22 protein-coding genes are annotated in these 24,521 nt (G+C 69.8%); 13 read left to right on the plus strand and 9 right to left on the minus strand.

Going from position 1 to position 24,521, the window contains the following annotated elements; translation table 11 throughout:
* Nucleotides 1-9: 9 nt before the first annotated feature.
* The 8 genes from GT755_RS01790 to GT755_RS01825 all read left to right on the plus strand — a co-directional run bounded on the left by GT755_RS01790 (nt 10) and on the right by GT755_RS01825 (nt 11,048).
* A complete protein-coding gene (locus GT755_RS01790) occupies nt 10-1,611 on the plus strand; it encodes a RecQ family ATP-dependent DNA helicase (protein ID WP_161477926.1) in 1,602 nt (533 codons plus the stop codon).
* Between the two features lie 22 nt (nt 1,612-1,633).
* Nucleotides 1,634-2,410, plus strand: a complete 777-nt coding sequence (locus GT755_RS01795; RefSeq protein ID WP_161477927.1) for an SDR family NAD(P)-dependent oxidoreductase — start codon at nt 1,634-1,636, stop codon at nt 2,408-2,410.
* Nucleotides 2,407-2,979, plus strand: coding sequence for a TetR/AcrR family transcriptional regulator (locus tag GT755_RS01800; protein WP_161477928.1), 573 nt, complete (start codon nt 2,407-2,409; stop codon nt 2,977-2,979). The genes GT755_RS01795 and GT755_RS01800 overlap by 4 nt, the downstream gene beginning before the upstream one ends.
* Before the next feature lie 126 nt (nt 2,980-3,105).
* Entirely contained in the window at nt 3,106-5,361 is a 2,256-nt protein-coding gene (locus GT755_RS01805; protein ID WP_161477929.1) for a glycosyl hydrolase family 18 protein, read from the plus strand.
* A gap of 119 nt (nt 5,362-5,480) precedes the next feature.
* Complete coding sequence (locus GT755_RS01810; RefSeq protein WP_161477930.1) at nt 5,481-6,407, plus strand: NADP-dependent oxidoreductase; 927 nt, start codon at nt 5,481-5,483, stop codon at nt 6,405-6,407.
* 29 nt (nt 6,408-6,436) lie between these two features.
* Entirely contained in the window at nt 6,437-8,230 is a 1,794-nt protein-coding gene (locus tag GT755_RS01815; protein WP_161477931.1) for a WD40 domain-containing protein, read from the plus strand.
* Nucleotides 8,215-10,581, plus strand: a complete 2,367-nt coding sequence (locus tag GT755_RS01820; protein WP_161477932.1) for a Tex family protein — start codon at nt 8,215-8,217, stop codon at nt 10,579-10,581. Before GT755_RS01815 ends, GT755_RS01820 begins: the two co-directional genes overlap by 16 nt.
* A 293-nt stretch (nt 10,582-10,874) precedes the next feature.
* Entirely contained in the window at nt 10,875-11,048 is a 174-nt protein-coding gene (locus GT755_RS01825) for a hypothetical protein (protein WP_161477933.1), read from the plus strand.
* Here GT755_RS01825 and GT755_RS39120 read toward each other — a convergent pair.
* From GT755_RS39120 to GT755_RS01840, 3 genes are read right to left on the minus strand one after another with little or no spacing between them, the layout of a single operon-like run.
* Nucleotides 11,045-11,458: a hypothetical protein gene (locus GT755_RS39120; protein ID WP_235965771.1), complete on the minus strand. Its 414-nt coding sequence runs from the start codon at nt 11,456-11,458 to the stop codon at nt 11,045-11,047. The two genes, GT755_RS01825 and GT755_RS39120, sit on opposite strands and share 4 nt — an antisense overlap.
* Before the next feature lie 54 nt (nt 11,459-11,512).
* The gene (locus GT755_RS01835; protein ID WP_268903081.1) at nt 11,513-12,013 is read right to left on the minus strand and encodes an HAD domain-containing protein; all 501 of its coding nucleotides are present in this window, start codon (nt 12,011-12,013) and stop codon (nt 11,513-11,515) included.
* A complete protein-coding gene (locus GT755_RS01840; RefSeq protein ID WP_202609527.1) occupies nt 12,010-12,264 on the minus strand; it encodes a helix-turn-helix domain-containing protein in 255 nt (84 codons plus the stop codon). Before GT755_RS01840 ends, GT755_RS01835 begins: the two co-directional genes overlap by 4 nt.
* 65 nt (nt 12,265-12,329) lie before the next feature.
* On the opposite strand from GT755_RS01840, the gene map reads away from it, so the two are divergent.
* The 3 genes from map (at nt 12,330) to GT755_RS39125 (ending at nt 14,149) form a co-directional block, all read left to right on the plus strand.
* Entirely contained in the window at nt 12,330-13,097 is a 768-nt protein-coding gene (gene map, locus GT755_RS01845) for a type I methionyl aminopeptidase (protein ID WP_161477935.1), read from the plus strand.
* 38 nt (nt 13,098-13,135) lie between these two features.
* A complete protein-coding gene (locus GT755_RS01850; RefSeq protein ID WP_235965773.1) occupies nt 13,136-13,762 on the plus strand; it encodes an alpha/beta hydrolase in 627 nt (208 codons plus the stop codon).
* A gap of 204 nt (nt 13,763-13,966) precedes the next feature.
* Nucleotides 13,967-14,149 (plus strand): sigma factor, encoded by a 183-nt coding sequence (locus GT755_RS39125; RefSeq protein WP_328794122.1) that lies wholly within the window; start codon nt 13,967-13,969, stop codon nt 14,147-14,149.
* Here the strand turns inward: GT755_RS39125 and GT755_RS01860 are convergent.
* The 3 genes from GT755_RS01860 to GT755_RS01870 are packed head-to-tail and all read right to left on the minus strand — an operon-like array spanning nt 14,142 to nt 19,438.
* The gene (locus GT755_RS01860) at nt 14,142-15,320 is read right to left on the minus strand and encodes a hypothetical protein (RefSeq protein ID WP_161477936.1); all 1,179 of its coding nucleotides are present in this window, start codon (nt 15,318-15,320) and stop codon (nt 14,142-14,144) included. The two genes, GT755_RS39125 and GT755_RS01860, sit on opposite strands and share 8 nt — an antisense overlap.
* Nucleotides 15,317-18,250, minus strand: a complete 2,934-nt coding sequence (locus tag GT755_RS01865; RefSeq protein WP_161477937.1) for a DEAD/DEAH box helicase — start codon at nt 18,248-18,250, stop codon at nt 15,317-15,319. The genes GT755_RS01860 and GT755_RS01865 overlap by 4 nt, the downstream gene beginning before the upstream one ends.
* Before the next feature lie 48 nt (nt 18,251-18,298).
* Nucleotides 18,299-19,438 (minus strand): HNH endonuclease, encoded by a 1,140-nt coding sequence (locus GT755_RS01870; protein WP_161477938.1) that lies wholly within the window; start codon nt 19,436-19,438, stop codon nt 18,299-18,301.
* Between the two features lie 543 nt (nt 19,439-19,981).
* Here GT755_RS01870 and GT755_RS01875 point away from each other — a divergent pair.
* Both GT755_RS01875 and GT755_RS01880 read left to right on the plus strand, forming a co-directional pair.
* Complete coding sequence (locus tag GT755_RS01875) at nt 19,982-20,317, plus strand: hypothetical protein (protein ID WP_161477939.1); 336 nt, start codon at nt 19,982-19,984, stop codon at nt 20,315-20,317.
* An 871-nt stretch (nt 20,318-21,188) separates the two neighbouring features.
* Nucleotides 21,189-22,091 (plus strand): hypothetical protein, encoded by a 903-nt coding sequence (locus GT755_RS01880; RefSeq protein ID WP_161477940.1) that lies wholly within the window; start codon nt 21,189-21,191, stop codon nt 22,089-22,091.
* Nucleotides 22,092-22,118: 27 nt separating this feature from the next.
* Here the strand turns inward: GT755_RS01880 and GT755_RS01885 are convergent, their stop codons facing one another.
* The 3 genes from GT755_RS01885 to GT755_RS01895 are packed head-to-tail and all read right to left on the minus strand — an operon-like array spanning nt 22,119 to nt 24,447.
* Entirely contained in the window at nt 22,119-22,952 is an 834-nt protein-coding gene (locus tag GT755_RS01885; protein ID WP_161477941.1) for a PHP domain-containing protein, read from the minus strand.
* Between the two features lie 4 nt (nt 22,953-22,956).
* Nucleotides 22,957-23,313 (minus strand): histone-like nucleoid-structuring protein Lsr2, encoded by a 357-nt coding sequence (locus GT755_RS01890; RefSeq protein WP_030453512.1) that lies wholly within the window; start codon nt 23,311-23,313, stop codon nt 22,957-22,959.
* Between the two features lie 42 nt (nt 23,314-23,355).
* Nucleotides 23,356-24,447, minus strand: coding sequence for an MBL fold metallo-hydrolase (locus GT755_RS01895; protein WP_161477942.1), 1,092 nt, complete (start codon nt 24,445-24,447; stop codon nt 23,356-23,358).
* Between the last annotated feature and the right edge of the window lie 74 nt (nt 24,448-24,521).

Here is a 24,521-nt window from a genome sequence, read left to right on the forward strand (position 1 = left end):
AGGGCGGCCATGAGGAGAGCGCTCGCGAGATTCCGGCTCGGGTCGACGGCCCGGCGCGTGTTCGGCTGGCAGGGGCTGCGGCCCGGGCAGAAGGAGGCGATGCGGCATCTGGTCGCCGGGCGCGACGTGCTGCTGGTGATGCCGACCGGGGGCGGGAAGTCGGCCGTCTACCAGGTGCCCGCCCTGCTGCTCGACGGCCCGACGGTCGTGGTGTCGCCGCTGATCGCGTTGCAGCGCGACCAGGTGATGAGCCTGCTGAAGGCGGGCACCGGCGCGGTGGCGGTCAACTCGACGCAGTCGGTCGACAAGGGCCTCGACCAGGTCACCGCCGGGACGGCCGAGTTCGTGTTCCTGTCGCCGGAGCAGCTCGCCAAGCCCGAGGTGGTGGAGCGCCTGGCGGCGGCCCGGCCGTCGCTGGTCGCGATCGACGAGGCCCACTGCGTGTCGTCGTGGGGGCACGACTTCCGGCCCGACTACCTGCGGCTCGGCCAGGTGATCGAGAAGCTGGGGCATCCGCCGGTGGTGGCGCTGACCGCGACGGCGGCGCCGAACGTGCGGGCCGAGATCGTGCGGTCGCTGGGGCTGCGCGACCCGGTGGAGATCGTGCGGGGCTTCGACCGGCCGAACCTGACCCTGTCGGCCCGGCGGTTCACCTCCGAGGACGACCGGCGCAGGGCCCTGGTGGAGCACGCCCTCGCGGGCGAGGGCCTGACGCTGGTCTACGTGCCGACCCGGCGGGACGCCGAGGAGTACTGCGCGCTGATGGAGGGCAAGCGGGCCGAGCCGTACCACGCCGGGCTGAAGACGGCCGACCGCAACCGCACGCATGCGCGGTTCGCGGCCGGGGAGCTGGACGTGGTCGTGGCGACCTCGGCCTTCGGCATGGGCATCGACCGCCCCGACGTGCGCCGGGTGCTGCACGCGGGCCCGCCGGAGTCGCCCGACGCCTACTACCAGGAGATCGGCCGCGCCGGACGGGACGGCCGCCCCGCCGAGGCGGTCCTGTTCTACCGTCCCGAGGACCTGGGCCTGCGCCGGTTCCAGGCCGGCGGCCGGGCCGACCCCGACCTGCTGCTGCGCATGGCGGTGCTGATCCGCGAGCACGGCGGGGTGGTCCCGGCCGGGGAGCTGCGCGACCTGCTCGGCGTCGGCACCACCCGGCTGACCGCCCTGGCCAACCTGCTGGAGCGCGCGGGCGCGCTGGTCCCCGGCGAGCTGCGCTGGGCCCGCCGGCGGCTCACCGCCGAGCGGGCGGCCGAGAGGGCCGTCGAGCTCGACGAGACCCGCCACCGCGTCGACGAGTCGCGCCTGGACATGATGCGCGCCTACGCCGAGACGACCGGCTGCCGCCGCCGTTTCCTCCTGGAGTACTTCGGCCAGCCCTACGGCCGTTCCTGCGGCACCTGCGACACCTGTCACGGGGTGGTCCAGGAGGCGGTCCAGGAGGTGGACGACGGCCCCTTCCCGCTCCAGTCGAAGGTCGAGCACACCGCCTGGGGCGCCGGGACGGTGATGAGCGCCGACCCCGACCGGGTGACCGTCCTGTTCGACTCGGTCGGCTACAAGACGCTGGCCCTGGCCGCCGTCGACGGCCTGTTGAAGAAGATTTAGAGAACTGTTCTAATTTGTCGCCATGAACGTGGTGGTGACCGGAGGAAACCGGGGAATCGGGTACGCCGTCTGCGCCGAGCTGGCGCGGCGGGGGCATCGGGTGGTCGTCGTCGCGCGCGACGCCGCGCGGGGAGAGCAGGCGGTCCGCTCGCTGCCGGGCGAGGCGGACCTCGTCGTCGGCGACCTGTCGGCCGTGTCGGGCATGCACGAGGTGGCCGGGCGGCTGGCCGAGGCCTGCCCCCGGATCGACGTGCTGGTCCACAACGCGGGCCTGTGGCCGTCGCGGCTCACCCTCACCGCCGACGGCCTGGAGGAGGCGTTCGCGGTCAACCACCTGGCCCCGTTCACCCTGAACCGCCTGCTCGAAGACCGCCTCACCCGGGTCGTGCAGGTCAGCGCGGGCCTCTACGTGAAGGGGAAGGCCGACCCCGACCGCACCCCCTACGGCCACGACTTCCACCCGCTGCGCACCTACGCCGACACCAAGCGCTGCAACGTGGAGACGCTGCCGCTGTTCGCGGAGCGCTGGCGGGAGCGCGGCGTGACGATCGACGCCGTCCACCCCGGCGTGATCAACACCGGCCTGGGCGCGCGGGGCGGGCCGGTCGGGCTGCTGCTCAAAGTGGCCAAGCGGTTCTGGAAGACTCCCGAGCAGGGCGCGGCCCCGGTGGTCGCGCTGACCGAGAGGTCCACCACGGGCCGCTACTACGACGAGCTGAAGGCGATCCCGATGAACGTCGACCGCGACCTCGGCCTGCGGTTGTGGGAGCAGGCCGGGAAGCTCTCGGGAGTCGCGTGAGGCAGGCCCGCAGCGAGGCCACGATCCGCCGGCTGCTCGACACGGCCCTGGAGGCGTTCACCGACGACGACTTCACCCTGCGCGCGGTGACCTCGCGCAGCGGCGTCAGCACGGGCAGCCTCTACCACCACTTCGGCAGCTTCGACGGGCTGGCCGCCGCCCTCTACTCCGAGTGCATGGACGACCTGCTGACCGGCCTGATCGAGGCGGTCGAGCGGGCCGAGGGCACCGAGGAGGGGGTGCGCGCGATCGTGCGCGCCTACCTCGCCTTCGCCCGCGACGAGACCGCCCGGGCCCGGTTCATCCACGCCGCGCCCTTCGTCGAGCCGCACGCCGCCGCCGTCGCGGCCCGGAAGGCGCCCCGCATGGACCGGCTGACGGCGTGGTTCGCGCCGCGCGTCGCCGCCGGGGAGATCGCCGACCTGCCCCCGGCGCTGATCGAGATGCTGCTCATCGGGCCGCTCGCCGAGACCACACGCCGGGTGCTGGCCGGCGCGCCGGGCCTCGATCTGGACGAGGCGGCCGCCGCGCTGCCCGGTCCGATCTGGCGTTCCCTGCGCGCCCATTGACGGGATCTGTGGCGCGGGTTACGTTCGCCCTAATTAAAAGGAAAGCTTCCTATTAGTTGGACGGGAACCCCCTGTTCCCGGCGCGTCCCGCCGCATTCCCCTTCCCCCCGGACGTGGAGTAGCACGATGAGAAGAGTCCTGACCCTCTTACTGGCGATCGGTGCGCTGATCCTGCCACTGATGTTCGCGCAGTCCGCGGCGTACGGCGCGGTGACCGTGCCCCTGCGGGCCAACGCCAACGGCCCGGCCCTGACCGACGGCGGCGGCAACGCCTGGCTCGCCGACAAGGCCTACTCCAGCGGCAGCTGGGGCTACGAGACGTCCTACGGCTCCGGCTCCACGGGCAGCGCGATCGGCGGCACCACCGACGACGCGCTCTACCAGAACTACCAGCTGTTCAGCGGCTGGGGCGGCTACAAGTTCGACGTGGCCAACGGCACCTACCAGGTCACCCTGAAGATGGTCGAGGACTGGGCGAACGCCGCCGGGCAGCGCAAGTTCGACATCCGGATCGAGAACACCGTGGTGGCCTCGGCGTTCGACGTGTTCGCCTCCTGCGGCGCGCTCACCGCCTGTGACCGCACCTACACCGCGACCGTCTCCGACGGCCAGCTCAACGTGCAGTTCAACATGAACGGCGGCGCCAACTACGCCATCGTCTCGGCGATCCAGGTCACCGGCGGCACCGGCGGCGGCGACACCACCGCGCCGAGCGTGCCCGGCAACCTCCAGGTGACCGGCGTGACCAGCAGCAGCGTCTCGCTGAGCTGGAACGCCTCGACCGACAACGTCGGCGTCACCGGCTACCTCGTCTACCGGGGCGGCACCCTGGTCACCACCGTGACCGGCACCAGCTACACCGACACCGGCCGGGCGGCGAGCACCGCGTACACCTACCAGGTGCGCGCCCGCGACGCCGCGGGCAACCAGTCGGGCCTGTCCGGCAGCGTCACCGGCACCACGTCCGGGACCGGCGGCCCCGACACCACCGCGCCCTCGACGCCCGGCGGTCTCCAGGTGACCGGCGTGACCAGCAACTCCGTCTCGTTGTCGTGGAACGCCTCCACCGACAACGTCGGCGTCACCGGCTACCTCGTCTACCGGGGCGGCACCCTGGTCACCACCGTGACCGGCACCAGCTACACCGACACCGGCCGCGCGGCGAACACGGCGTACACCTACCAGGTCCGCGCCCGCGACGCCGCGAACAACCAGTCGGGCCTGTCGAACAGCGTCACCGGCACCACCTCCCAGACCGGGACCGGCGGGAACAAGAAGCTGCTCGGCTACTTCGTCCAGTGGGGCGTCTACCAGCGGGCCTACCACGTGAAGAACATCGTCACGAGCGGCTCGGCGGCGAAGCTGACCCACATCAACTACGCCTTCGGCAACGTCCAGAACGGGCAGTGCACCATCGGCGACAGCTACGCCGACTACGAGAAGGCCTACACCGCCGCCGAGAGCGTCGACGGCGTGGCCGACACGTGGGACCAGCCGCTGCGCGGCAGCTTCAACCAGCTGCGCAAGCTCAAGCAGCAGTACCCGCACATCAAGGTCCTGTTCTCCTTCGGCGGCTGGACCTGGTCGGGCGGCTTCGGCCAGGCGGCGCAGAACCCGACCGCCTTCGCCAACTCCTGCTACAACCTCGTCGAGGACCCGCGCTGGGCCGACGTGTTCGACGGCATCGACATCGACTGGGAGTACCCGAACACCTGCGGCCTGTCCTGTGACACCTCGGGCTTCGCGTCCTTCAAGAACCTGATGCAGGCGCTGCGCAACCGCTTCGGCCAGAACTACCTGGTCACCGCGGCCATCACCGCCGACGGCACCACCGGCGGCAAGATCGACGCGGCCGACTACGGCGGCGCCGCGCAGTACCTCGACTGGTACAACGTCATGACCTACGACTACTTCGGCGCCTTCGCGGCGCAGGGCCCGACCGCCCCGCACTCGCCGCTGTACAGCTACACCGGTATCCCGACGGCCGGCTTCTACAGCGACAACGCGATCCAGAAGCTCAAGTCCAAGGGCGTGCCGGCGTCCAAGCTGCTGCTCGGCATCGGCTTCTACGGCCGCGGCTGGACCGGCGTCACCCAGGCCACCCCGGGCGGCACCGCGACCGGGGCCGCGCCCGGCACCTACGAGGCGGGCAACGAGGACTACAAGGTCCTGAAGAACACCTGCCCGCCCACCGGCACCATCGCGGGCACCGCCTACGCCAAGTGCGGCAGCAACTGGTGGAGCTACGACACCCCGTCCACGATCACCGGGAAGATGACCTACTCGAAGGACCAGAGCCTCGGCGGCGCCTTCTTCTGGGAACTCAGCGGTGACACGAGCAACGGCGAACTCATCACGTCCATGAAGAACGGCCTCGCATAACACCTCATAACCAGGAACCCCGGGCATTTCCGCCCGGGGTTTCTTTTTCTGATCTTTTGGTTGAAATATCTACTACGATCATCAGCTTCGGGACCCCCGGACACACTGGAGGAGAACCAATGCGCGCGGTGGTCGTCAGGAAATACGGGGGCCCGGAGGCCCTCGAGACCGTGGAGGTCCCGGCCCCCGAGCCGGGCCCCGGCCAGGTCCGCATCAGGGTCGAGGCGGCGGCGGTCAACCCCGTCGACCTGTTCATCCGCGGCGGCGGCCTGCTCATGCACGGCGCCCCGGCCCGGGAGCAGACCGGCATGGGCTGCGACGTCGCCGGCGTCGTGGAGGCCCTCGGCCCGGACGTCACCGGGGTCGCCGTCGGCGACCGCGTCCTGGCCGCCTCCACCTGGGGCGGCTTCAACCGCGACTTCGGCCCGTACGCCGACCAGGCGGTCATCGCCGTCGACGAACTCGCCCCCGCGCCCGCCGACTGGCCCGCCGAGCGGGCCGCCGGCCTCCCGCTGCCCGGCCTGACGGCCTGGCAGTGCCTCGACATCCTGAACCTGCCGGAGGGCTCGACCCTGCTGGTCACCGGCGCCGCCGGCAGCGTGGGCGGCATGCTGGTGCAGCTCGCCGCGCTGCGCGGCCTCACGGTCGTCGCCCTGGCGCGTTCCACCGACGAGGAGGAGCTGCGCGCCCTCGGCGCGCACTACGTGGTCGACGACGTCGCGAAGGTCCGCGAGCTGCTGCCCGAGGGCGTGGACGCGGCCGTCGACCCGGCGAAGCTGGTGGAGGCCGCCCACGACGCGGTGCGCGACGGCGGGCAGTTCGTGGCCGTGGTCGTCGACGGCGCGCCCGGCGACGGCCGGGGCATCACGTCGCAGGTCATGTGGGCCCACCCGGCCCGCGAGCAGCTCGACGCGCTCGTGGAGCTGGTGGACGCCGGCAAGGTCAGGGTCCGGGTGGCCGCCACCTATCCGCTCACCGAGGCCGCCGCCGCGCACACGCGGATGGCCGAGGGCGGACTGCGGGGACGGCTCGTTCTCCTGCCGTAATCCTGACAATCTGGAATGCTGCCGGTCATATGCGCCTACGAGTCACGCCCATCGGCGAACCGCTGACCGGCCATTCCGCCCCCGTCGCCGGGGTGGCCCTCCATCCCGGCGGCGACCTGGTCGCCACCTCCGACGACACGGGCCTCATCCGCTACTCCACGGGCGTGGAGATGAGCGGGTCCCCGTACACGATGACCCTGGCCTTCCACCCCGACGGCCACCTGCTCGCCTCCGGCGGCGAGGACGGCGTCGTCCGCCTGTGGGACCTGTCCGGGGTGCCGGCCGGCGAGCTGAAGGGCCACGACGACGTCGTGACCGCCGTCGGCTTCCACCCCGACGGCCACCTGCTGGCCAGCGCTGGCTGGGACCACACGATCCGCCTCTGGGACCCGGTGACCCGGATGCCGGTCGGCGACCCGCTGACCGGCCACACCGGCCGGGTCGTCGACCTGGCCTTCCATCCCGCGGGGCACCTGCTGGCCACCGCCGCCCAGGACGGCACGGTCCGCCTGTGGGACGCCGCCACCGGCCAGCCGGTCGGCGACCCCGTCCCCGGCGAGGGCGTCGCCTTCCTGGCCGGACGCCTGGTCATCGTCGGCCCCGACCGCCTCGCGCGGGCCGACGACGAGGTGATCGTCCCCGAGCCGGTGTCCGGGCTGGCCGCCCGCGGCGACGTGCTCGCCGCCGTGAACTGGGACGGCTCCATTTCCCTGTACGACCTGAGCGCCGCCCCCCTGGCCCGGGTGAGCGGCCACACGGGCGCCGTCCAGGCGGTGGCCCTCGGCCGGTCGTCCATGGTGAGCGTCGACGACCGCGGCGAGGTGCGGCGGTGGCGGGTCGACGGGCCGCCCGAGGAGGAGCCCTCCGACCACGTCGCCCGGCTGCGCCGCTCGCTGGTCACCCTCCAGCACACCCACGCGGTGGCCCGGCGGGTCCGCGACGACCTGCACCGCCGCCTCGAGGAACGCGACGACCTGGTGCGCCGGCTGACCGCCCGGGTCGACGAGCTCGAGGCCCGGATGACCTCGGCGGCCGTCGCCCGCCGGTTGACCGGCCACGACGCGCCCGTCCACGGGGTGGCGTTCCACCCGCGCGGCCACCTGCTGGCCACCGCCGACCGGGCGGTCCGGTTGTGGGACCCGGTGACCCGCGACCAGGTCGGCGACCCGCTGCCCGGCGGCCCCGTCGTGGCCTTCCACCCCGGCGGCCACCTGCTGGCCGCCGCCTGCGCCGACCACACCGTCCGGCTCTGGGACCCCGGCACCCGGCGCTCCTTCGGCGAGCCCCTGACCGGGCACACCGGCCCGGTGACCTCGGTGGCCTTCCACCCCTCCGGCGATGTCATCGCGACCGCGAGCGCCGACGGCACGGTCCGGGTCTGGGACACCGTCATGGGCCGGCAGCTGAGCGAGCGGCCCGGCACCGGCGCGGTCTTCGCCGGCGACGAGCTCGTGGTCGGGGCGAGCGCCGCGTGCGGCCATCTCGTGGCGACCGTCCTGCCGGGGGGCGCGGTGGCGCTGGAGAACCGGCGGACCGGCGCGACGCGCGAGCTGACCGGCCACACCTCCGACGTGCGCGCCGTGGCCTTCGACGGCACGGGCGAGCTGCTGGCCACCGGCGGCGGCGACCGTACCGTCCGGATCTGGGACACCGCGAGCGGCGCGGAACTGGCCGTCCTCACCGGCCACACCTCCGCCGTCAACGGCGCCGCCTTCCATCCCGACGGCCACCTGCTGGCCACCACCTCGGACGACTGCACCACCCGGCTCTGGCCGACCAGGCTCGGCGGGCACGCCGGTCCGGCAGAATGGGCCGGAGCCTAGGGAGAAGGAAGATCGTGATCCAGTCGATCAACCAGCGGATCGCCGAGGAACTCGGCGTACGTGAGCGGCAGGTCGCCGCGGCCGTCGATCTGCTCGACGGCGGCGCGACGGTGCCGTTCATCGCCCGCTACCGCAAGGAAGCGACCGAAATGCTCGACGACGCGCAACTGCGCGCGCTGGAGGAGCGGCTGCGCTACCTGCGGGAGATGGAGGAGCGCCGCACCGCGATCCTGGAGTCGATCCGGTCGCAGGGCAAGCTCGACGACGCGCTCGAGGCGCAGATCATGGCGGCCGACTCGAAGGCCCGGCTGGAGGACATCTACCTCCCCTACAAGCCGAAGCGCCGCACCAAGGCCCAGATCGCCCGCGAGGCCGGCCTCGAACCGCTGGCCGACAAGCTGCTCGCCGACCCGAACCTCGACCCGGCGGCCACGGCGGCCGGCTTCGTCGGCGAGAACGTCGCCGACGCCGCGGCGGCCCTGGAGGGCGCCCGCGCGATCCTGATCGAGCGCTTCGGCGAGGACGCCGACCTGATCGGCACCCTCCGCGAGTCGATGTGGACCCGGGGCCGGCTGATCTCGGCCGTGCGTGAGGGCAAGGAGGAGGCCGGGGCCAAGTTCTCCGACTACTTCGACTTCGCCGAGCCGTTCGCCAAGTTGCCCTCCCACCGCGTCCTGGCGATGTTCCGGGGCGAGAAGGAGGAGGTGCTCTCCCTCACGCTGGAGCCCGAGGAGCCCCAGGAGGGCCCCTCGACGTTCGAGGTGCGCATCGCGACCCGGTTCGGCATCTCCGACCAGGGGCGTCCGGCCGACAAGTGGCTCTCCGACACCGTGCGGTGGGCCTGGCGTACCCGCATCCTCGTGCATCTCGGCATCGACCTGCGCATGCGCCTGTGGCAGGCGGCCGAGGACGAGGCCGTTCGGGTGTTCGCGGCCAACCTGCGCGACCTGCTGCTGGCCGCCCCGGCCGGCACCCGGACGACGATGGGCCTCGACCCCGGCCTGCGCACCGGCGTGAAGGTCGCCGTGGTCGACGCGACCGGCAAGGTCGTCGACACCGCCACCATCTACCCCCACGAGCCGAAGCGGCAGTGGGACCAGTCGCTCGCCGTGCTCGGGGCGCTCTGCCAGAAGCACAAGGTCGAGCTGGTCGCGATCGGCAACGGCACCGCCTCCCGCGAGACCGACAAACTCGCCGGTGAGCTGGTCGGCCTGGTGCCCGGCCTGACGAAGATCATGGTGTCCGAGGCCGGGGCGTCGGTCTACTCGGCGTCGGCCTTCGCCTCGCAGGAACTGCCCGGCCTCGACGTGTCACTGCGCGGCGCCGTCTCCATCGCCCGCCGGCTCCAGGACCCGCTGGCCGAGCTGGTCAAGATCGACCCCAAGTCGATCGGCGTCGGCCAGTACCAGCACGACCTGGCCGAGCAGAAGCTCTCCCGCTCACTCGACGCGGTGGTCGAAGACTGCGTGAACGCCGTCGGCGTCGACGTCAACACCGCGTCGGCCCCGCTGCTGACCCGGGTGTCGGGCATCGGCTCGACCCTGGCCGACAACATCGTGCAGCACCGCGACGCCAACGGCCCGTTCCGCTCGCGGTCGGCGCTCAAGCAGGTGCCGCGCCTGGGCCCGAAGGCGTTCGAGCAGTGCGCGGGCTTCCTGCGCATCCCCGGCGGCGACGACCCGCTCGACGCCTCCAGCGTGCACCCCGAGTCCTATCCGGTGGTCCGCAAGATCCTCACGGCGACCGGCAGCGACCTGCGCACCCTGATCGGCAACACCGCCGCGCTGCGCTCGCTGAAGCCGGCCGACTTCGTCGACGGCACGTTCGGCCTGCCGACCGTGACCGACATCCTCGGCGAACTGGAGAAGCCCGGCCGCGACCCCCGCCCGGCGTTCAAGACGGCCGCCTTCAGGGAGGGCGTCGAGAAGATCTCCGACCTGCAGAAGGGCATGATCCTCGAAGGCGTGGTCACCAACGTGGCGGCCTTCGGCGCGTTCGTGGACGTCGGCGTCCACCAAGACGGGCTGGTCCACGTGTCGGCCATGTCCAACACCTTCGTGAAAGACCCGCGCGACGTCGTCAAGCCCGGCGACATCGTGAAGGTGAAGGTGCTGGAGGTCGACATCCCCCGCAAGCGCATCTCGCTGACGCTGCGCCTCCAGGACGAACCGGCCCGCCAGCAGGCCCCGCGCCAGGAACGCGGCGAGCGGCAGCCGCGCCAGGACCGGCAGGACCGCCAGCCCCGTCAGGGCCGTCAGGACCGCCGTCAGTCGTCGCCGCCGCCGGGCGGCGCGATGGCCGAGGCGCTGCGGCGCGCGGGCCTGACCGACGACGGCCGCAAGAAGCGCTGACTCCGCCGAAGGGCCGGCCATGGGTGATGGCCGGCCCTTCGTGTTCGATGCCTAGGCCGAGCAGGAGGCCTTCGAAGGGCGGTCTGTCCGGGTACACCTGCGCCGACGCCATTCCGGCGTGCGTGGCTCGTCCGCCGGAGGGTGCGACACCACCGACGAGCAGAACCGCCTGGAGGACATCACCGTCTTCGACACCTCCAACGTGGGAGCCGCCGGAGCGATCGTCTCCACCGCCGCGGGCGTCAACCGCTTCCTCCGCCTGCCGTACGGCCGGATCGTGCCCGGCCCCGGAGATGAAGCTCACGCTGCCCTGCGGCCGCCAGGTCTGGGGACACAAGGGCCACGTCCCCGGCTACGCCACCTACAGTTTCCACGAGGACCGGCGCAGTCTCACCGTCGCCGTCACCGCCCTGCGCTCCGGCACGCTGACGCCCTTTATGGGGCCCTCCCCTCGTGTGAACCCCTAGTCGACGGAGAAGCTCCCGGTGACGGGCGGAACACGGCTGCCGTGACCGGGCTGAACCGTGATGCTCGGGGTCAGGCAGAACGGATCGAGATAGACGCGGACAGGCCTGTCGGTCTGGTTGTTCAGCTGGGTGCTGGCGAGCGGCAGTTTGTGACAGCCTTCGGGGTCGTTGTAAATCGACAGCGGGGTGAACTCGGTGCTGAACACGACCACCTGGCCGGTGGCGGCGTGGGCCGGGATCGGCGCGCCCAGCACACTCATGACGGAACCCGCAGCCACCACAACGATGAACCCCAGCCGGGACTTCGAAGACATCCGTGCTCCAGTGAGAAGGGCCCGCGTATCGGGCCGGCACCACTGGTATTCCATGATCTTTTGCTCCGTCAGCCGGCTACTGGAGATCTTGGTCAAGTCAATACCTCCGACGAGGAGGCCGCCTGACGTGACGCGGATCAGGGGGCCACTTCACCCCGACGTGAGCCAGGCCCGCGCCTGCCGGAAGTGGGCGTCGCGGATGCCGCGGCTTGAGCCGACGTGCAGGAGCCGGAACCGGCCGACGTTCGGGTGGGCCTCCAGCCAGAGCCGGTCGGCCCGCCCGAGGTCGTCGTCGAACCAGACGAAGGGGCGGCGGTCGACGAACTCGGCGACGGCCGGGATCTTCCAGCAGCAGCCGGGGCCCTCCGCGCCCCGGCCCTTGTCGACCTCGATGACCGGCAGTGCGGGCAGCCCGAGGATCGGGCCGATGCTCGTGTTGGCGTCGTGCTGCCAGGTGGTCGCCCACACCAGTTCGGCCCCGGTCGCGTGGGCGAGCGCCAGCAGCAGCGGGCCGTGGGCCGGGTTCAGCCACAGCAGGTAGGGCTGCCCGGCGGCCGTGCACGTGTACGGCCCCCACTCCGGGCCCGGCCGCCGGAACGGGTTCAGCACCCCGTCGACGTCGAGCAGGATGAGGGGCCGGCCGGTCGTCAGGCGGCGCGCTCCGCCGTGGTGATCTCGGCGAGGACGTCGAGGGAGATGCCGAGCGCGGCGGCCAGGGCGGCGATGGTGAAGAACGCCGGGGTCGGCACGCGGCCGGTCTCGATCTTGCGAAGGGTCTCGGGGCTGATGCCGGCGGTGGCGGCGACCTCGGTCATGCTGCGGTCGCCGCGCGCCTGGCGGAGCAGGGCGCCCAGGCGGTTGCCGCGTTCGTGGTCGAGTTCGGTGAGCGGTGGTCGGACCATGCACGCGATCATAGCAACACGTGATAACAATACCGGTATAAGTATTGGATCCACGGGAGCAGACCATGGTTGAGATCAAGACCGCCACCGAACTGGACGCCATGCGCGAGGCCGGCCGCGTGGTGGCCAGAGCCCTGAAGGCCGTCCGCGAGGCCATCGTCCCGGGAGTGCGTCTCCTGGAACTGGACGAGGTCGCCGCGACGGTCATCAGGGAACACGGCGCCAAGCCCGCCTTCCTGCACTACCAGCCCCGCTTCGCGCCGACCCCCTTCCCCGCCGTCATCTGCGCGTCCGTCAACGAGGTGATCGTGCACGGCATCCCCGACCGCTACCGGGTGCGCCAGGGCGACGTGGTCAGCATCGACTGCGGCGCCTACCTCGACGGCTGGGCGGGCGACTCGGCGTTCACGGTGATCGTCGGCCCCGGTGACCCGGCGGACCAGGCCCTCGTCGCCACCGCCGAGAAGGCCCTGGCGGCGGGCATCGCCGCCGCCGTGCCCGGGAACCGGCTCGGCGACATCGGGGCGGCGATCGGGGCGGTCGGCCGGGCCGCCGGGTACGGCATCCCGCAGGACTTCGGCGGCCACGGCATCGGCCGGCACATGCACGAGGACCCCCACGTCGCCAACGAGGGCCGCCCCGGGCGGGGGCTGGTGCTGCGGCCGGGCATGACGCTGGCGATCGAGCCGATGTTCATGTCCGGGGGGAAGGACCGCTACCTGACGGCGGCGGACGGGTGGGCTCTGCACACCGTCGACGGCAGCCGGGCCGTGCACGTCGAGCACAGCATCGCGGTGACCGACGACGGGCCCCGGGTGCTGACTTCCCTCTGAAACCCGTCCGTTCCGGGCTCCGCTCCGAATGAGATGTCATGGAGAGCATGCCGTACACGACCGTCCATCCCGCCCGGGGCACGACGCGCCTCGTCACGTTGGTGCTGCACGGCGGCAGGGAGGTCGGGCCGGGGCCGACGAGCGCGTGGCAGCTCGCCGTCCTGCGGATGGTGCCCTTCGCCTGGGCGATCCGGAACGCGGGGGCGCGCCGGGGGGTCGCGGTGTGGCGGGTGCGGTACCGGGTGCGCGGCTGGAACGGGCCGGCGGCTTCTCCCGTCGGCGACGTGGAACGGGTCCTGGAGCAGGTGCGGCTCGCGCACGGGGACGACGTGCCGGTCGTGATGGTCGGCCATTCGATGGGCGGGCGGACGGCGTTGCGGGCCGCGGGGCACCCGAACGTGCGCGGGGTGGCGGCGCTGGCGCCCTGGTTGCCCAAGGGCGAGCCGGTGGAGCAGCTCAGGGGGCGGCGGCTGCTGCTGGCCCACGGGAGCGACGACCGGATGACCTCTCCCAGGGCGACCCACCACTACGCCGACCGGGTGCGGGAGGTGACGAGAGACGTCCGGGTGGTGGACGTGCCCGGGGAGAACCACGCGATGGTGCGGAAGCCGGGCTACTGGCATGACCTGTCGGCGGACTTCGTGCTCTCGTTCCTGCCCGGCTAGCTCGGCCAGGCCCGCACCGCACTTCGCGGGAGAAATCCGCGGAATGCCGTGATCGGTCGGACAGTGCCTGTGTATGGACATGTCACTGCGCACCCGAATACGTGACGGGGACGCCGAGGCGTTCGAGGCCCTGCTCGGGGAGATGACCCGGCCGGTGTTCAGCCACGCCTTCCGTTTGACGGGAGACTGTCGGCCGCCGAGGACGTGCTGTCGCTGGCCTTTCTCGAAGCGTGGCGGCTGCGACATCGGATCGACGCCGACGGCGGGTCCTTGCGGCCGTGGGTGCTGGGGATCGCGACCAACGTGGCGCGCAATCTGCGCCGGGCGGCGAGGCGGTACGACCTCGCACTGCTTCGGCGAGAAGGGGACCGTGACCACTTCAAGTAAGGATGAGTGAACCATGGCCGGTGGCGCGTGCGTAGGTGCCCAGTTCGTCGAGCGCGACGGCGGGGACGAGATCCAGTTGACGTGACACGCGCTCAAGGAAGCCGACGACATCGGCAGTGGCACGACGGCTGGCCGAGGCATAGGCCAGCGCCCGGGCGAGGGCGGCTCGACGCCGTACCTGCGGATCGGAGCACCACAACTGCAGGACGTGCCCACGTGGCGCGATGTAGGAGCCGACCTGGGTCAAGGAGAACATCCCTCTGGCTCTATTCGCAGGCGGGTCCGAGGGGAGACGGGAGGCGGGCAGACTGAGGCGAGCCTGCAGCGCATCGAGCCACTCAATCGACCGAGGGCTTATCTGCTGCTCACGCAACCAGTCCCCGAACATGTCACGGGGACTCTCGCTGTCGCCGAGTTCCAGAAGCCGACCCGTCGTCGGCCACTCCCCGACCATGGCCTCCACGTGCTCATCGCGTTGGCTGGCTACGGCGGAGTAGACAAGCGTGCGGAAGCCCCCAGACGTGCGGGCCCGGATGAGATAGCAGGGCAGGAACGCCAATCCGACTGCGTGTACGGCCACGTCGGTCAGTTCGTCGGGCAGGTCGTAGCTCCCGCGGTCGGGACGTCGCGCAAGGTCGTGCACGGCGTCGTTTCGGAAATCACAGGAATGACTGAGCAGTTTGAAGATGCGCTGCTGGTTGGCGTGTGCCTGATCCATGACGCGGACGCCGCGCGCGTAGTGCGCCGAGGTGAGCGGTCCGCATCGCACGCCATCGAAGTAGAGGCGGAGCTTCTCGGCCTTGGCGGTATATCGCTGATCATCACGAGCTGACCGCATACCCCTCTCTGTAAGCGCAAGAGCACCGTCCGCCCCAGTGAGGTGACCGATGCCTCCGAGGAACCGCAGGACCCGGTCGATCATCGGCTCGCTGACGCCCAGAAAGTCGGCGATGCCACTGACGGACCGGAAGCCGCCATCGCCGATGGCAAGTCCTACGTATCGGTCAAGCAGATCGAATGGGGCATGCTCCTCAATCGTCGCGGTCAACTGGGCGATGAAGAGGGGAAACCCGATGGGATGGATTCGGAGCGGAGTCACATCGTCGAGGGCGGCTGCGTGTTCCAGGGCGCGGCTGGTCGAATACAGCAGCCGCTCGGTCGTGGCCGTCACCGGAAGGTCTCCCCCGCCAGTTGGGTCATGACCTCGCTGGCGGCTCTCAAGTCGCCGTAGTCGCGGACATGGTCGATCAACGCCCGCGTCATGTCCCGGAAGGGTGGGTGGGTGGCATTGAGGAGCGTGCCGGCGTCTCCGACGAGGATCAACCGGTGCTTGGCACGGGAGAACGCCACGTTGGAACGGCGAACGTCGTCGAAGAACCCGATGTCGCCCTTGGCGTTGCTGCGCGTGAACCCGAAGAGGATCGTGTCGTGCTCTCCTCCTTGGAAAGAGTCCACGGTCGCCACCCGCCGTGCCACGTCCGTGTCATCACGGAGCCGCTTCGACAGCAGATCGCCGACCAGCCCTATCTGTGCCGAGTATGGAAGGATCACGGCCCAGTCGCCACCGCGTGCCTGGTAGTAACAGGCCAGTTCGGTGAGTATCGCGGCCTCCAGATCGTTCAGGGTGCTCTTCTGAGGCCAAGGTTCGTCGGGTCGTGGTCTGCGTTCCCGCCGCCGTGACGCCGCTACGGCAGAGGTGTCGACGAACGCCATCGGGGCTGCGAACAATTCGTCGCGGTGCGGACGATCCACGTCGGTCACCAGAAAACCTCCGTAGAACTGACGCGAGATGAACCGGGCCAGCATCTCGGGCATACGCCGCTGGTACCGCAGCACCTCACGATGGCCTGCCGGTACATACGGGAACAGCAGCTCGAACGCACTTTGCGTGACCAGGTGCGCGAGAGTGGGGTCATCCGGGCGTTCTCTTCGCACCCAGGCGAGCAGTTCCCGATCCTCCAGCGGAGGCAACTGGACGTGGTCCCCTACCAGCACCGCCCGTCGTGCCCGCACCAACGGAACGAGCAGGTCCTGGGTGGCGATCTGACCGGCCTCATCGGCGACCACCAGGTCGAAGCCGACGTCTCCGAGGTGTCCGGCGGTGGCAACCCCGATACACGTCGCCCCGATCACATCGGCATAGCGGACGAGTTCGGCGTACAACTGTTCAGTGCGCCGCTCCAGCGCGCCCCGCCATCGGGTCAGCAGGTCAAGTCGGCGCCGCATGAGGGCCAGGCAGTCCTGTGCGGCTCGGGCGAATGCGACGAGGGCGGCTTCGTCGGCTGTGACCGGCGGTAGAGGGGCCACGTCCGCCAGTTGCATTCCCAGCGCTTCGGCGACCTCTGCGGTCTTCCCGACCAGCACCTGGTGCCGGGCGACGTGCTCATCATGCCGCTTTCGCAGCCGCAGCAGTTCAGGGTGGCCTGCGCGCAGTGTGGCGATCTCTTCCTGCACGGACCGGCGGTCCCGGTCGATCGTTTGGAGCGTGCGCCGTATCCGTTCCAGGCCTGCGGCGACCTCACTCTGTTCGCCCCGCACACGCTCGGCGCGGCGCCGGAACAGCGCGCCGACCACCGGCCATTGCCCTGCCCGTGCGGCACGGGCCTCCGCCTGCCCAAGAGCTCGATGCCGACTATCGATCTCGGCAAATTCCTGGCGATATCTGTTACCGAGGTCTTCCATCTCGGCCAACCGGCTCCGTCGATCGAGGGTGATGACCGCGTCGTGCCGGGCCAGCGTGGCGGCGCTGCGGCGGGCCTGCTCAGCAGCGGCCGAAATGCCGTCGAGGTCATTCAGAAGCTGCCGCAGCAGGGCGTCGCCCGTGCCGGTCTCAGGGTCGGCGACCGCATACCTCGTGAGCTTCGGCTCCGTACGTTCGCGAATGCGCTGTTGCAGTTCGACGGCCCGCGCCTCCAACGTCAGATGATCACAGTCTGCGGTGACCCCCTCACCGATGCGCAGGATCAGCAGATCGGAGGGGAGCTCCTTGAGAACGTTGTCAACGCCCCGGTTGGTGTAGGAGGTGACCAAGACCTTCTGACCCTGGTCGGCGCAGCCGCGCACCAGCTGTCGGATCGTTCGTGTCTTGCCCGTCCCCGGAGGGCCCTGAATCACCGCGAGATCCGGCACCGTCAGTGCCTTGGCGAACGCGGCTCTCTGGCTGTCGTCCAACGGCTCTGCAGGTTCACAGTGGCTGTCGGGCTCGAATGGCTGGAACCTCCGGTCGACAAGAGCAGTCAGCAGTCGTGGATTGCGCGACTCACCCCGGCGCACCATCGCGATGGCCTCGGCCTGTTTGTCGAACTGGAGAGTGTTCGGAGACTCCACGAACGAGCCCATCTGCGGGATCCGCCCGAAGTCGACCGGCCGCTCAAACCGAATGGTCGCCAAGTCCTCCTCTATTTCCGCAACGCGGCCCCGCAGGTCTGGTTCACCCTCGATGTGAACACGTGCACCGACATTCAGCCTGCTCCTCCCAACAAGCTGGAAAGAGTGCACGGATCGGGCCGATTTGCGCAACGCCGCCACGGAGTTGACACTCCGGTAGGCCGAGAGCCGCGCAGACCCCTTACCGGACAGCTCAATGCGTCGGCCCTCTTCTACCAGCGTCTCCAGCCGATCAAGGAACTGGCTGTGCGGTCCGGGCATACCCGGGTCGTCGCCAGCACGGCCTTCGATCTCGGTTCGCCAGGCCTTCTCGATCCAGTCCCACCCTGAAGCGGCCCGCAAGTCGTTGGGATGGTCGTATACGGACCACCGGCCGGCCCGCACCAGAAGTCCACCACGCGCGATCTTGTCATGGTCATCGAAATGCATCGGGTGGATGCCACCGACCCAATACCCGCGTTTGTCCTTCGTCTCGTTCAGGGAGAGGCCGTACCGGCCGTCGATGTAGATCTTCAGGAAGTCGCCCCGCCCTTGCCTGCCACGCTCAAGCCGGGCAGGAATCGGCTGAGCGGCCAGTTCCCACAGGTCGCGGGCGATCCCGTTGAGGTCCGGCAGCATCGGATAACGTTCACGCTGCTTGAAAATCTTGGTCGGCAAGTTCTGCGACCAGACCAGGCCGACCTCCGGGCCTAGCTCCACGAACGTACGCGTCATCCACATCTCCTTGTCGTGGTAACGAGCCTGTTCCAAGTCGCGCCCGGATCAGCTCCGCATTCCGGCGCCGAACTCACGGATGTCAGGGCGGTCTCGGGGACGATCCACAACCGCACGGGCGAGCATCTCCGACACCGCCCGCGGTACGGCCGGATTCAAGGTGGACGCCGCCACAAACGGAAGCGACGGTCGCCCGGTGACCAACCGGTGGACGATTTCGGCGAGATCCCTCACGTCATCGGCAGGAACACCTGGGCACAGGATGGCGTCGCCGATGTCGCGCAACTGCCATCTGCCGTGCTCCCCGACGAGTATCGAGGCTGAGCTCAACCGCCCGTGTCCCCCGACCGCGTGCAGTTCTCCCAGCGCGGCGCACAACCCACCCAGGCCGGCGAGCAACGCGTGCACACCCTCCGGGGTACGGCCTCTACCGGCGAAGTAGGCTTCCACGGACGTCAGTGATGACGGCCCCGTGACCAGAACCGCAGCGTTCGGCGACATGCCCACGGCGACTGGGCGCGGCAACCCCGGTAGCCCTCCCGCCAGCAGATCCACCTCATCGGCAAGCGCGGCCCGCCACCGCGCACCCTCCGGCGAACCCCCACGATTGACGACCCCACGTAGCCAGACCAGATCACCGGACTGCTCGTCATGCGCATACGTCTCATATCGCACAGCGGTACGGTCAGCTGACCACCACGGCACGGACTCATGGCCATCGGCCGTCCGGTAACGACCTTCACCTGCTTCGATCGTCTGACCAGGTTTGATAATCGGCGGCATCGGATCTGACCCGGCAGGCCCGAATACAGGACGCGTCCGCTGCACGGCGATCCAGGCCTCGTGCTCGGCCTTGAGGTCAAGGAGCCTGCGCACCGGCCAAAGCTTCGGCCCCAAAGGCTCCTTGTCGATCAACGTATGATCGGAGGGGCACAGCAAGATAAGGTTGTCGACCCCATCGACATCCCCGGGCCTGATACCACCACTACGTGGGCCGGTCTCGGATGACGGCACGATGTGAGCCATCTCCGCAATGTGCATCGACGAGTTCGAGTTCTGTTGCGGATCGGGCAGGTCTGGATCCTGTATCCGCAGACTCCGCTGACACATCGCGCACTGCATACCGGCAGCCATGAACAACGCGTCTCTGGTTGCAGGAGCAATATTCCTGCGCCGTGCGGCTGACATCCCCAGAATGATAACGACAGCGTCGGGATTAGCTACGATAATCTGCGACAAAGATGCGCTACAGGCAGCACATTAGGAAATTTGAGTCGTACAGCGGCAGGAGCACGGAGACCCGTGCTGAGGTTTCGGCCAGCATGTGTGATCTCAGCCGATCATCCGAAAGACACCACCCCTATACGGAAGTTCAGGCGCTTCCTTGATCGCCGTTCACGCCCCGGGAGCACGGGACATCATCGAGCCGGCGCTGGTCGCACGCGTTGCCGAGCATCCGAACCTCCAACCGGCCTCCTAACCGCCCGCGCACACTCGACGCCTCGGTTTTGCACCACCGCCCGAAGTGATGGATTCCCCAGCAAGTCGCTGTCAGCCCTGCAAAACCGGTCAGATCATGGCAACAGCACCCACCTCTACCCAATTCACCCATGAGCGCCGCAGGTAAACTCACCAAGATCCCCTCAGTCCACGCGACGATCATAGACAGTGGGTGGAGCATGGACTCCCCATGATCACTTCACCCCGCCGAAAGCACGAAATGATCTCACCATGCCCATTCTGAACATCACGGTGCACTTCTCGAACCTTAGATTTCGGGAACTGTACCAGTTCGTGGACGCAGTCCGCGCCGCTGGAATCGATCCGTCGACAGCGGTTTCGAAACTAGTAGACGACGACTACGAATACTCGACAACAGGATTTCAACTATCCGTGGATGCGACCCATTTTCAGGGTTTTCTCGAACCGTTGACATTTGATGAGAGCCGACGACTCGCCAGCACGCTCGACAGCCTACTGACCGAAGAAGACCCCAGCCGCTTCTTTTCCGAACTCAAGGCTTGGCGAGATCGTCTTTGGACATTCAAACCATCGCCTCCACGTTGACGTCGCGCAAGGAATTCACACCTAGCGCGCGGTCGACATGCGGTTGCCGACTTCGCCTGGACGAAAAGCGGTCCAGCCGCGCGGATCATTCAGAAATTTCCCAGACGCACGGCCGGGCCTCCGCGAGCCCGGCTTCACTCTTCAGATTCATGATTTGGGCACGCGCTGATTCCATTTCCCAACCGCGACTTCGGGTGTTCCGGTAGTCGCCGGATCACAGCGGCGATTCACTGTGGACACATGGAAATCGCCGCCGCGCCGGATTCTCCTCGGCACGCGCGTTCGTGGGCGGTGAGGTGCAGTTCCCCCCGGGATCACATAATGCCGGCGTGGCCGAATAAGCCTTGGGCCACCCACTGCTCGTGCGACCAAGCCGGCGGCGACCACTTGCGATCACCAGCGTATGGAAACGGTGGATTAGGAGATTCGGGTGGTTCCCGAACCGCCGTTGTCGATTTAAACGATCTTGCCGACGGGCAGGCTCAGTTTTCGCTTCTGGCCCCGCTCGTGGTGCGCAGCAGTCGCGGCGTCTCTCTTTCCGGAGTCTGGCTGCCCTTCGTGTGGGGACCCCGACCGCCCACCCGAGTCACCTTGCGGGCTCTGTGGCTCTGCATGGCCTTCTTCGCCGTGCAGAGCCAGATGCATACCAACGTCACCACTTATCCGCGTCCGCTTGAAGTCGGCCCGGCCATCTGAGTCAACGGCGCCCGCGCCTTCCCACATCTTGATCCGCCACGGCGAGTCGTGGCGCATCCTCCTCGGCTACCTCGGACAGGGATTCCCCGGACCCTGAACAGGTGCCAGCACCCTGGGGGACACCGGTCGCGGCTGCCTATGGTTCCAGTGATCCTCTCGCAGCCAGGAGCGCGTCATGACTCAGGACAACCGGCCGCAGTCATGGCGGCCGACCGCCGCGGAGCGGAGCGCATGGACCCGCGACGCCTTCCGCGCCGCCGCCGGCCTGATCGCGGGCCCCGGCGGCTTCTTCCTCTACCTCGCCGGAGAGTACTTCTACGACCGGCGGCACCTGCTGTTCGGAACCGGCGGGACTCCCCAGCGGGCGATGAACCCGGAGGGCGAGTCGATCGCCCTGCGTGGCGGGATCACCAACCTCGACGCCGTCCCACTGCTCGGCGGACGAGGCCGGGCCACGCAGGTGCTCTCCATCACGCCGAGCCTGACCCCCTCCACCCGGGCGATGGGCCTGCGCGACGGCGACCCGGTCTCGGTGGCGCTGTCGAGCCGTACGGTCAGCTCGACGAGGAGCGGGCTGATCGTGCCGGGGCGGATCGGGACCACGACACGCATCACCGTGCCGAGCGACGACTACTCGGTCGCCGCTCTGGGCACCCGCGCCTCGGCGCTGTTCACCAGCAAGGATCCGGTCATCGGCACCGGGACGGGCACGGTGATCGGAAGCGGCCTGCAGGTCGACGCCCTGCGGCGGGGCGGCATCGTCGTTCCGGGAGCACGCCAGGTGAATCTGCCGCTGGCCGGGCGCACGCCGTTCCCGTCGCCGCAGCGGCCGAACATTTTGGTCGCGCCTCGGTGCCCGTGGTGCGGGGAGAGGGTGACCGGTTCGGCGTTCGTCGCGATGGCCGACTGCCCGAACCGAGCGGGGACGGCGCAGGCCCTTCGGTCGCTCAACGGCTACCGGCCTCCCGCCGTCGCCACGGTCACCCGCCGGTACTGCTCGGACTGCCACCGCTATACGTCCAAGCCCGAGGATCACAGCCTGTGGTGCCGGTTCATGACCTTCATCGGCGACTTGTGAGGCTCGCGAGCCGCGACCGCCACGGCGTCAGGTGCGGCTCGGGACCGCGTCGAGCAGTGCCTCGTAGGCCTCCGGCGCCGTCGTCTCGCAGCCCAGCCGGTGCCCCGTCAGCTCCCCATGGTCGTCGCTCGACCCGGTCACGACCAGGCCGAGATCCTTCGCCAGGCCGCGCAGCTCCTCGCGCGCCGTCGTGGTGTGGTCGCGGTGGTCGACCTCGATCCCGGTCAGCCCGGCCGCCGCCATGTCGGCGATCCACTCGTCGGGGACCACCCGGCCGCGCTTGGCCGACCGCGGATGGGCCAGCACCGCCACGCCTCCGGCGGCGCGGGTGAGTTCGACGGCGCGGACCGGGTCGAGGGCGTAGCGGGCCACGTGGGCGCGTCCGCCCGATCCGATCCAGCGGTTGGAGAAGGCCTCTTCGATGTCGGCGACTGCGCCCACGGCGAGCATCGCGCGGGCCACGTGGGGGCGGCCGACGACGCCGCCGCCCGCGATCCGCTCGACCATCTCCATGGTGATCGGGACCCCCAGGTCGATCAGCCGGGCCACCATCTCGGCGGCCCGGCCGTCTCTGGCCTCGCGGATCAGCGCCGTCTCCCGGGCCAGGCCCGGGTGGTCGGGGTCGAACAGGTAGGCGAGCATATGGATGCTCATCCCGTCGCGGCGGCACGACAACTCCATGCCGGGCACCAGGGTCAGGCCGTCGGGCAGGTTCGCCAGGGCCTCGGCGTGGCCGCCGACACCGTCGTGGTCGGTGAGGGCCAGCACGTCGAGACCGGCCTCGCGGGCCCGCCACACCACCTCGGCGGGGCGGCTGGTCCCGTCGGAGGCGGTGCTGTGGCTGTGGAGGTCGATCCGCACCCGCTCAGCTTTCCACGGGCTCCCGCTGCGCCGCCACGAAGGCGTCGATGACGTCTTCGGGCAGTTTCCCGCGTGCGGGGACCTCCATGCCCTGGGCCTTGGCCCAGTCGCGGACGTCGGTGTTGGTGAAGCCCTGCAGCTTGCTCGGCTCGGCCGGCTTGCGGCCCCGTCCGGCCTGCTTGACCTCACGGCCCTTCTCGATCGCCAGCTCGATCAGGCCGACGGCCTCGGCGAGGCGTTCGTGGTTGGCCTCGGACAGGTCGATCGCGAACAGCTTGTCGAGCAGGCGGAACTCCCGCCGCGAGACGTCTTCCCCTTCGGACGCGTCGAGATCATCGATCAGGACGACCTTCTCGGCCACGTGGCTACTCCCCCGGTCTTCACTTTTACGGAAGCCGACAGCCTATTCGATCTGCTGCCACCACCCGTCCACAAGCGGAGGCTCGTCGACCGCGAACCGCTCGCCGGGCCTGGGCACGGCCAGGTGGACGCCCCGGCCCTTCGCCTCGCGCCACAACCGGTCGACCGGCTCGCCCCACGAGTGGAAGGCCAGCGTGAACGTGCACCAGTGGACCGGCACCAGCAGCCCGGCGTTCAGGTCGAGGTGGGCGCGGACCGCCTCCTCGGGCGTCATGTGGATGTCGGGCCAGCTCTCGCTGTAGGCGCCGATCTGCACCAGCGCCACGTCGAACGGGCCGTGGCGGCGGCCGATCTCGGCGTACCCCTCGAAGTAGCCGGAGTCCCCGGTGTAGAAGACCTTGCGGCGTTCGCCTGCCACCACCCACGAGCCCCACAGGGTGGTGTTGCGGGTGAAGGAGCGGCCGGAGAAGTGGCGGGCCTCGGTGACCGTGAGGGTGAGGCCGCGGACGGTGACGCTCTCGTTCCAGTCGAGCTCGACGATCCGCGACTCGGGCACGCCCCACCGCTCCAGATGGGCGCCGACGCCGAGGGGGACGACGAAGGGCGCGTCCTGGAAGCCGGTGAGGGCCTGGACGGTCCGCATGTCGAGGTGGTCGTAGTGGTCGTGGGAGATCACGATGGCGTCGAGCCGGGGCAGCATGTCGATCGGCTGCGGCGGCCTGTGGTTGCGCCGGGGGCCGGCGAACGGCACCGGCGAGCATCGGTCGCTCCACACCGGGTCGAACAGGACCCGGCGGCCCTCGACCTCGGCCAGCACGGTCGCGTGGCCGTACCAGATGATGTCGAGGTCGCTGATCGGGTCGGGCGCGGGCGTGACCACGGGGATGACGCCGCGCGGGCGGCGCTGCTCGCGGCCGAAGAGAAGGTCGCGGAGGATCTTGGTGGTCTCCTCGCGCGGGGTGACGACCGCGGGCGCCGAGTTGGCGAACGCGGTGCCGCGGAACTGCGGGGAACGGCGGACCCTGTCGGCGCGCGCGCCTGTGGGGTCGGCGCCCATCGCCTCGGGGACGTCGCGCAGCTTCCACGCGACTCCAGCGGCCAGTGCCCCCGCGACAAGCCATCCGGTTTTTCGCATACGAGGAATGGTGTCACAGCACCTTGATCAGCCGGTCGGGAGACACCGTGTCGCGGCGCGAGTGGCTACAGTGC

This window comes from Herbidospora solisilvae, from assembly GCF_009901565.1.
GTDB classification, from domain to species: domain Bacteria; phylum Actinomycetota; class Actinomycetes; order Streptosporangiales; family Streptosporangiaceae; genus Herbidospora; species Herbidospora solisilvae.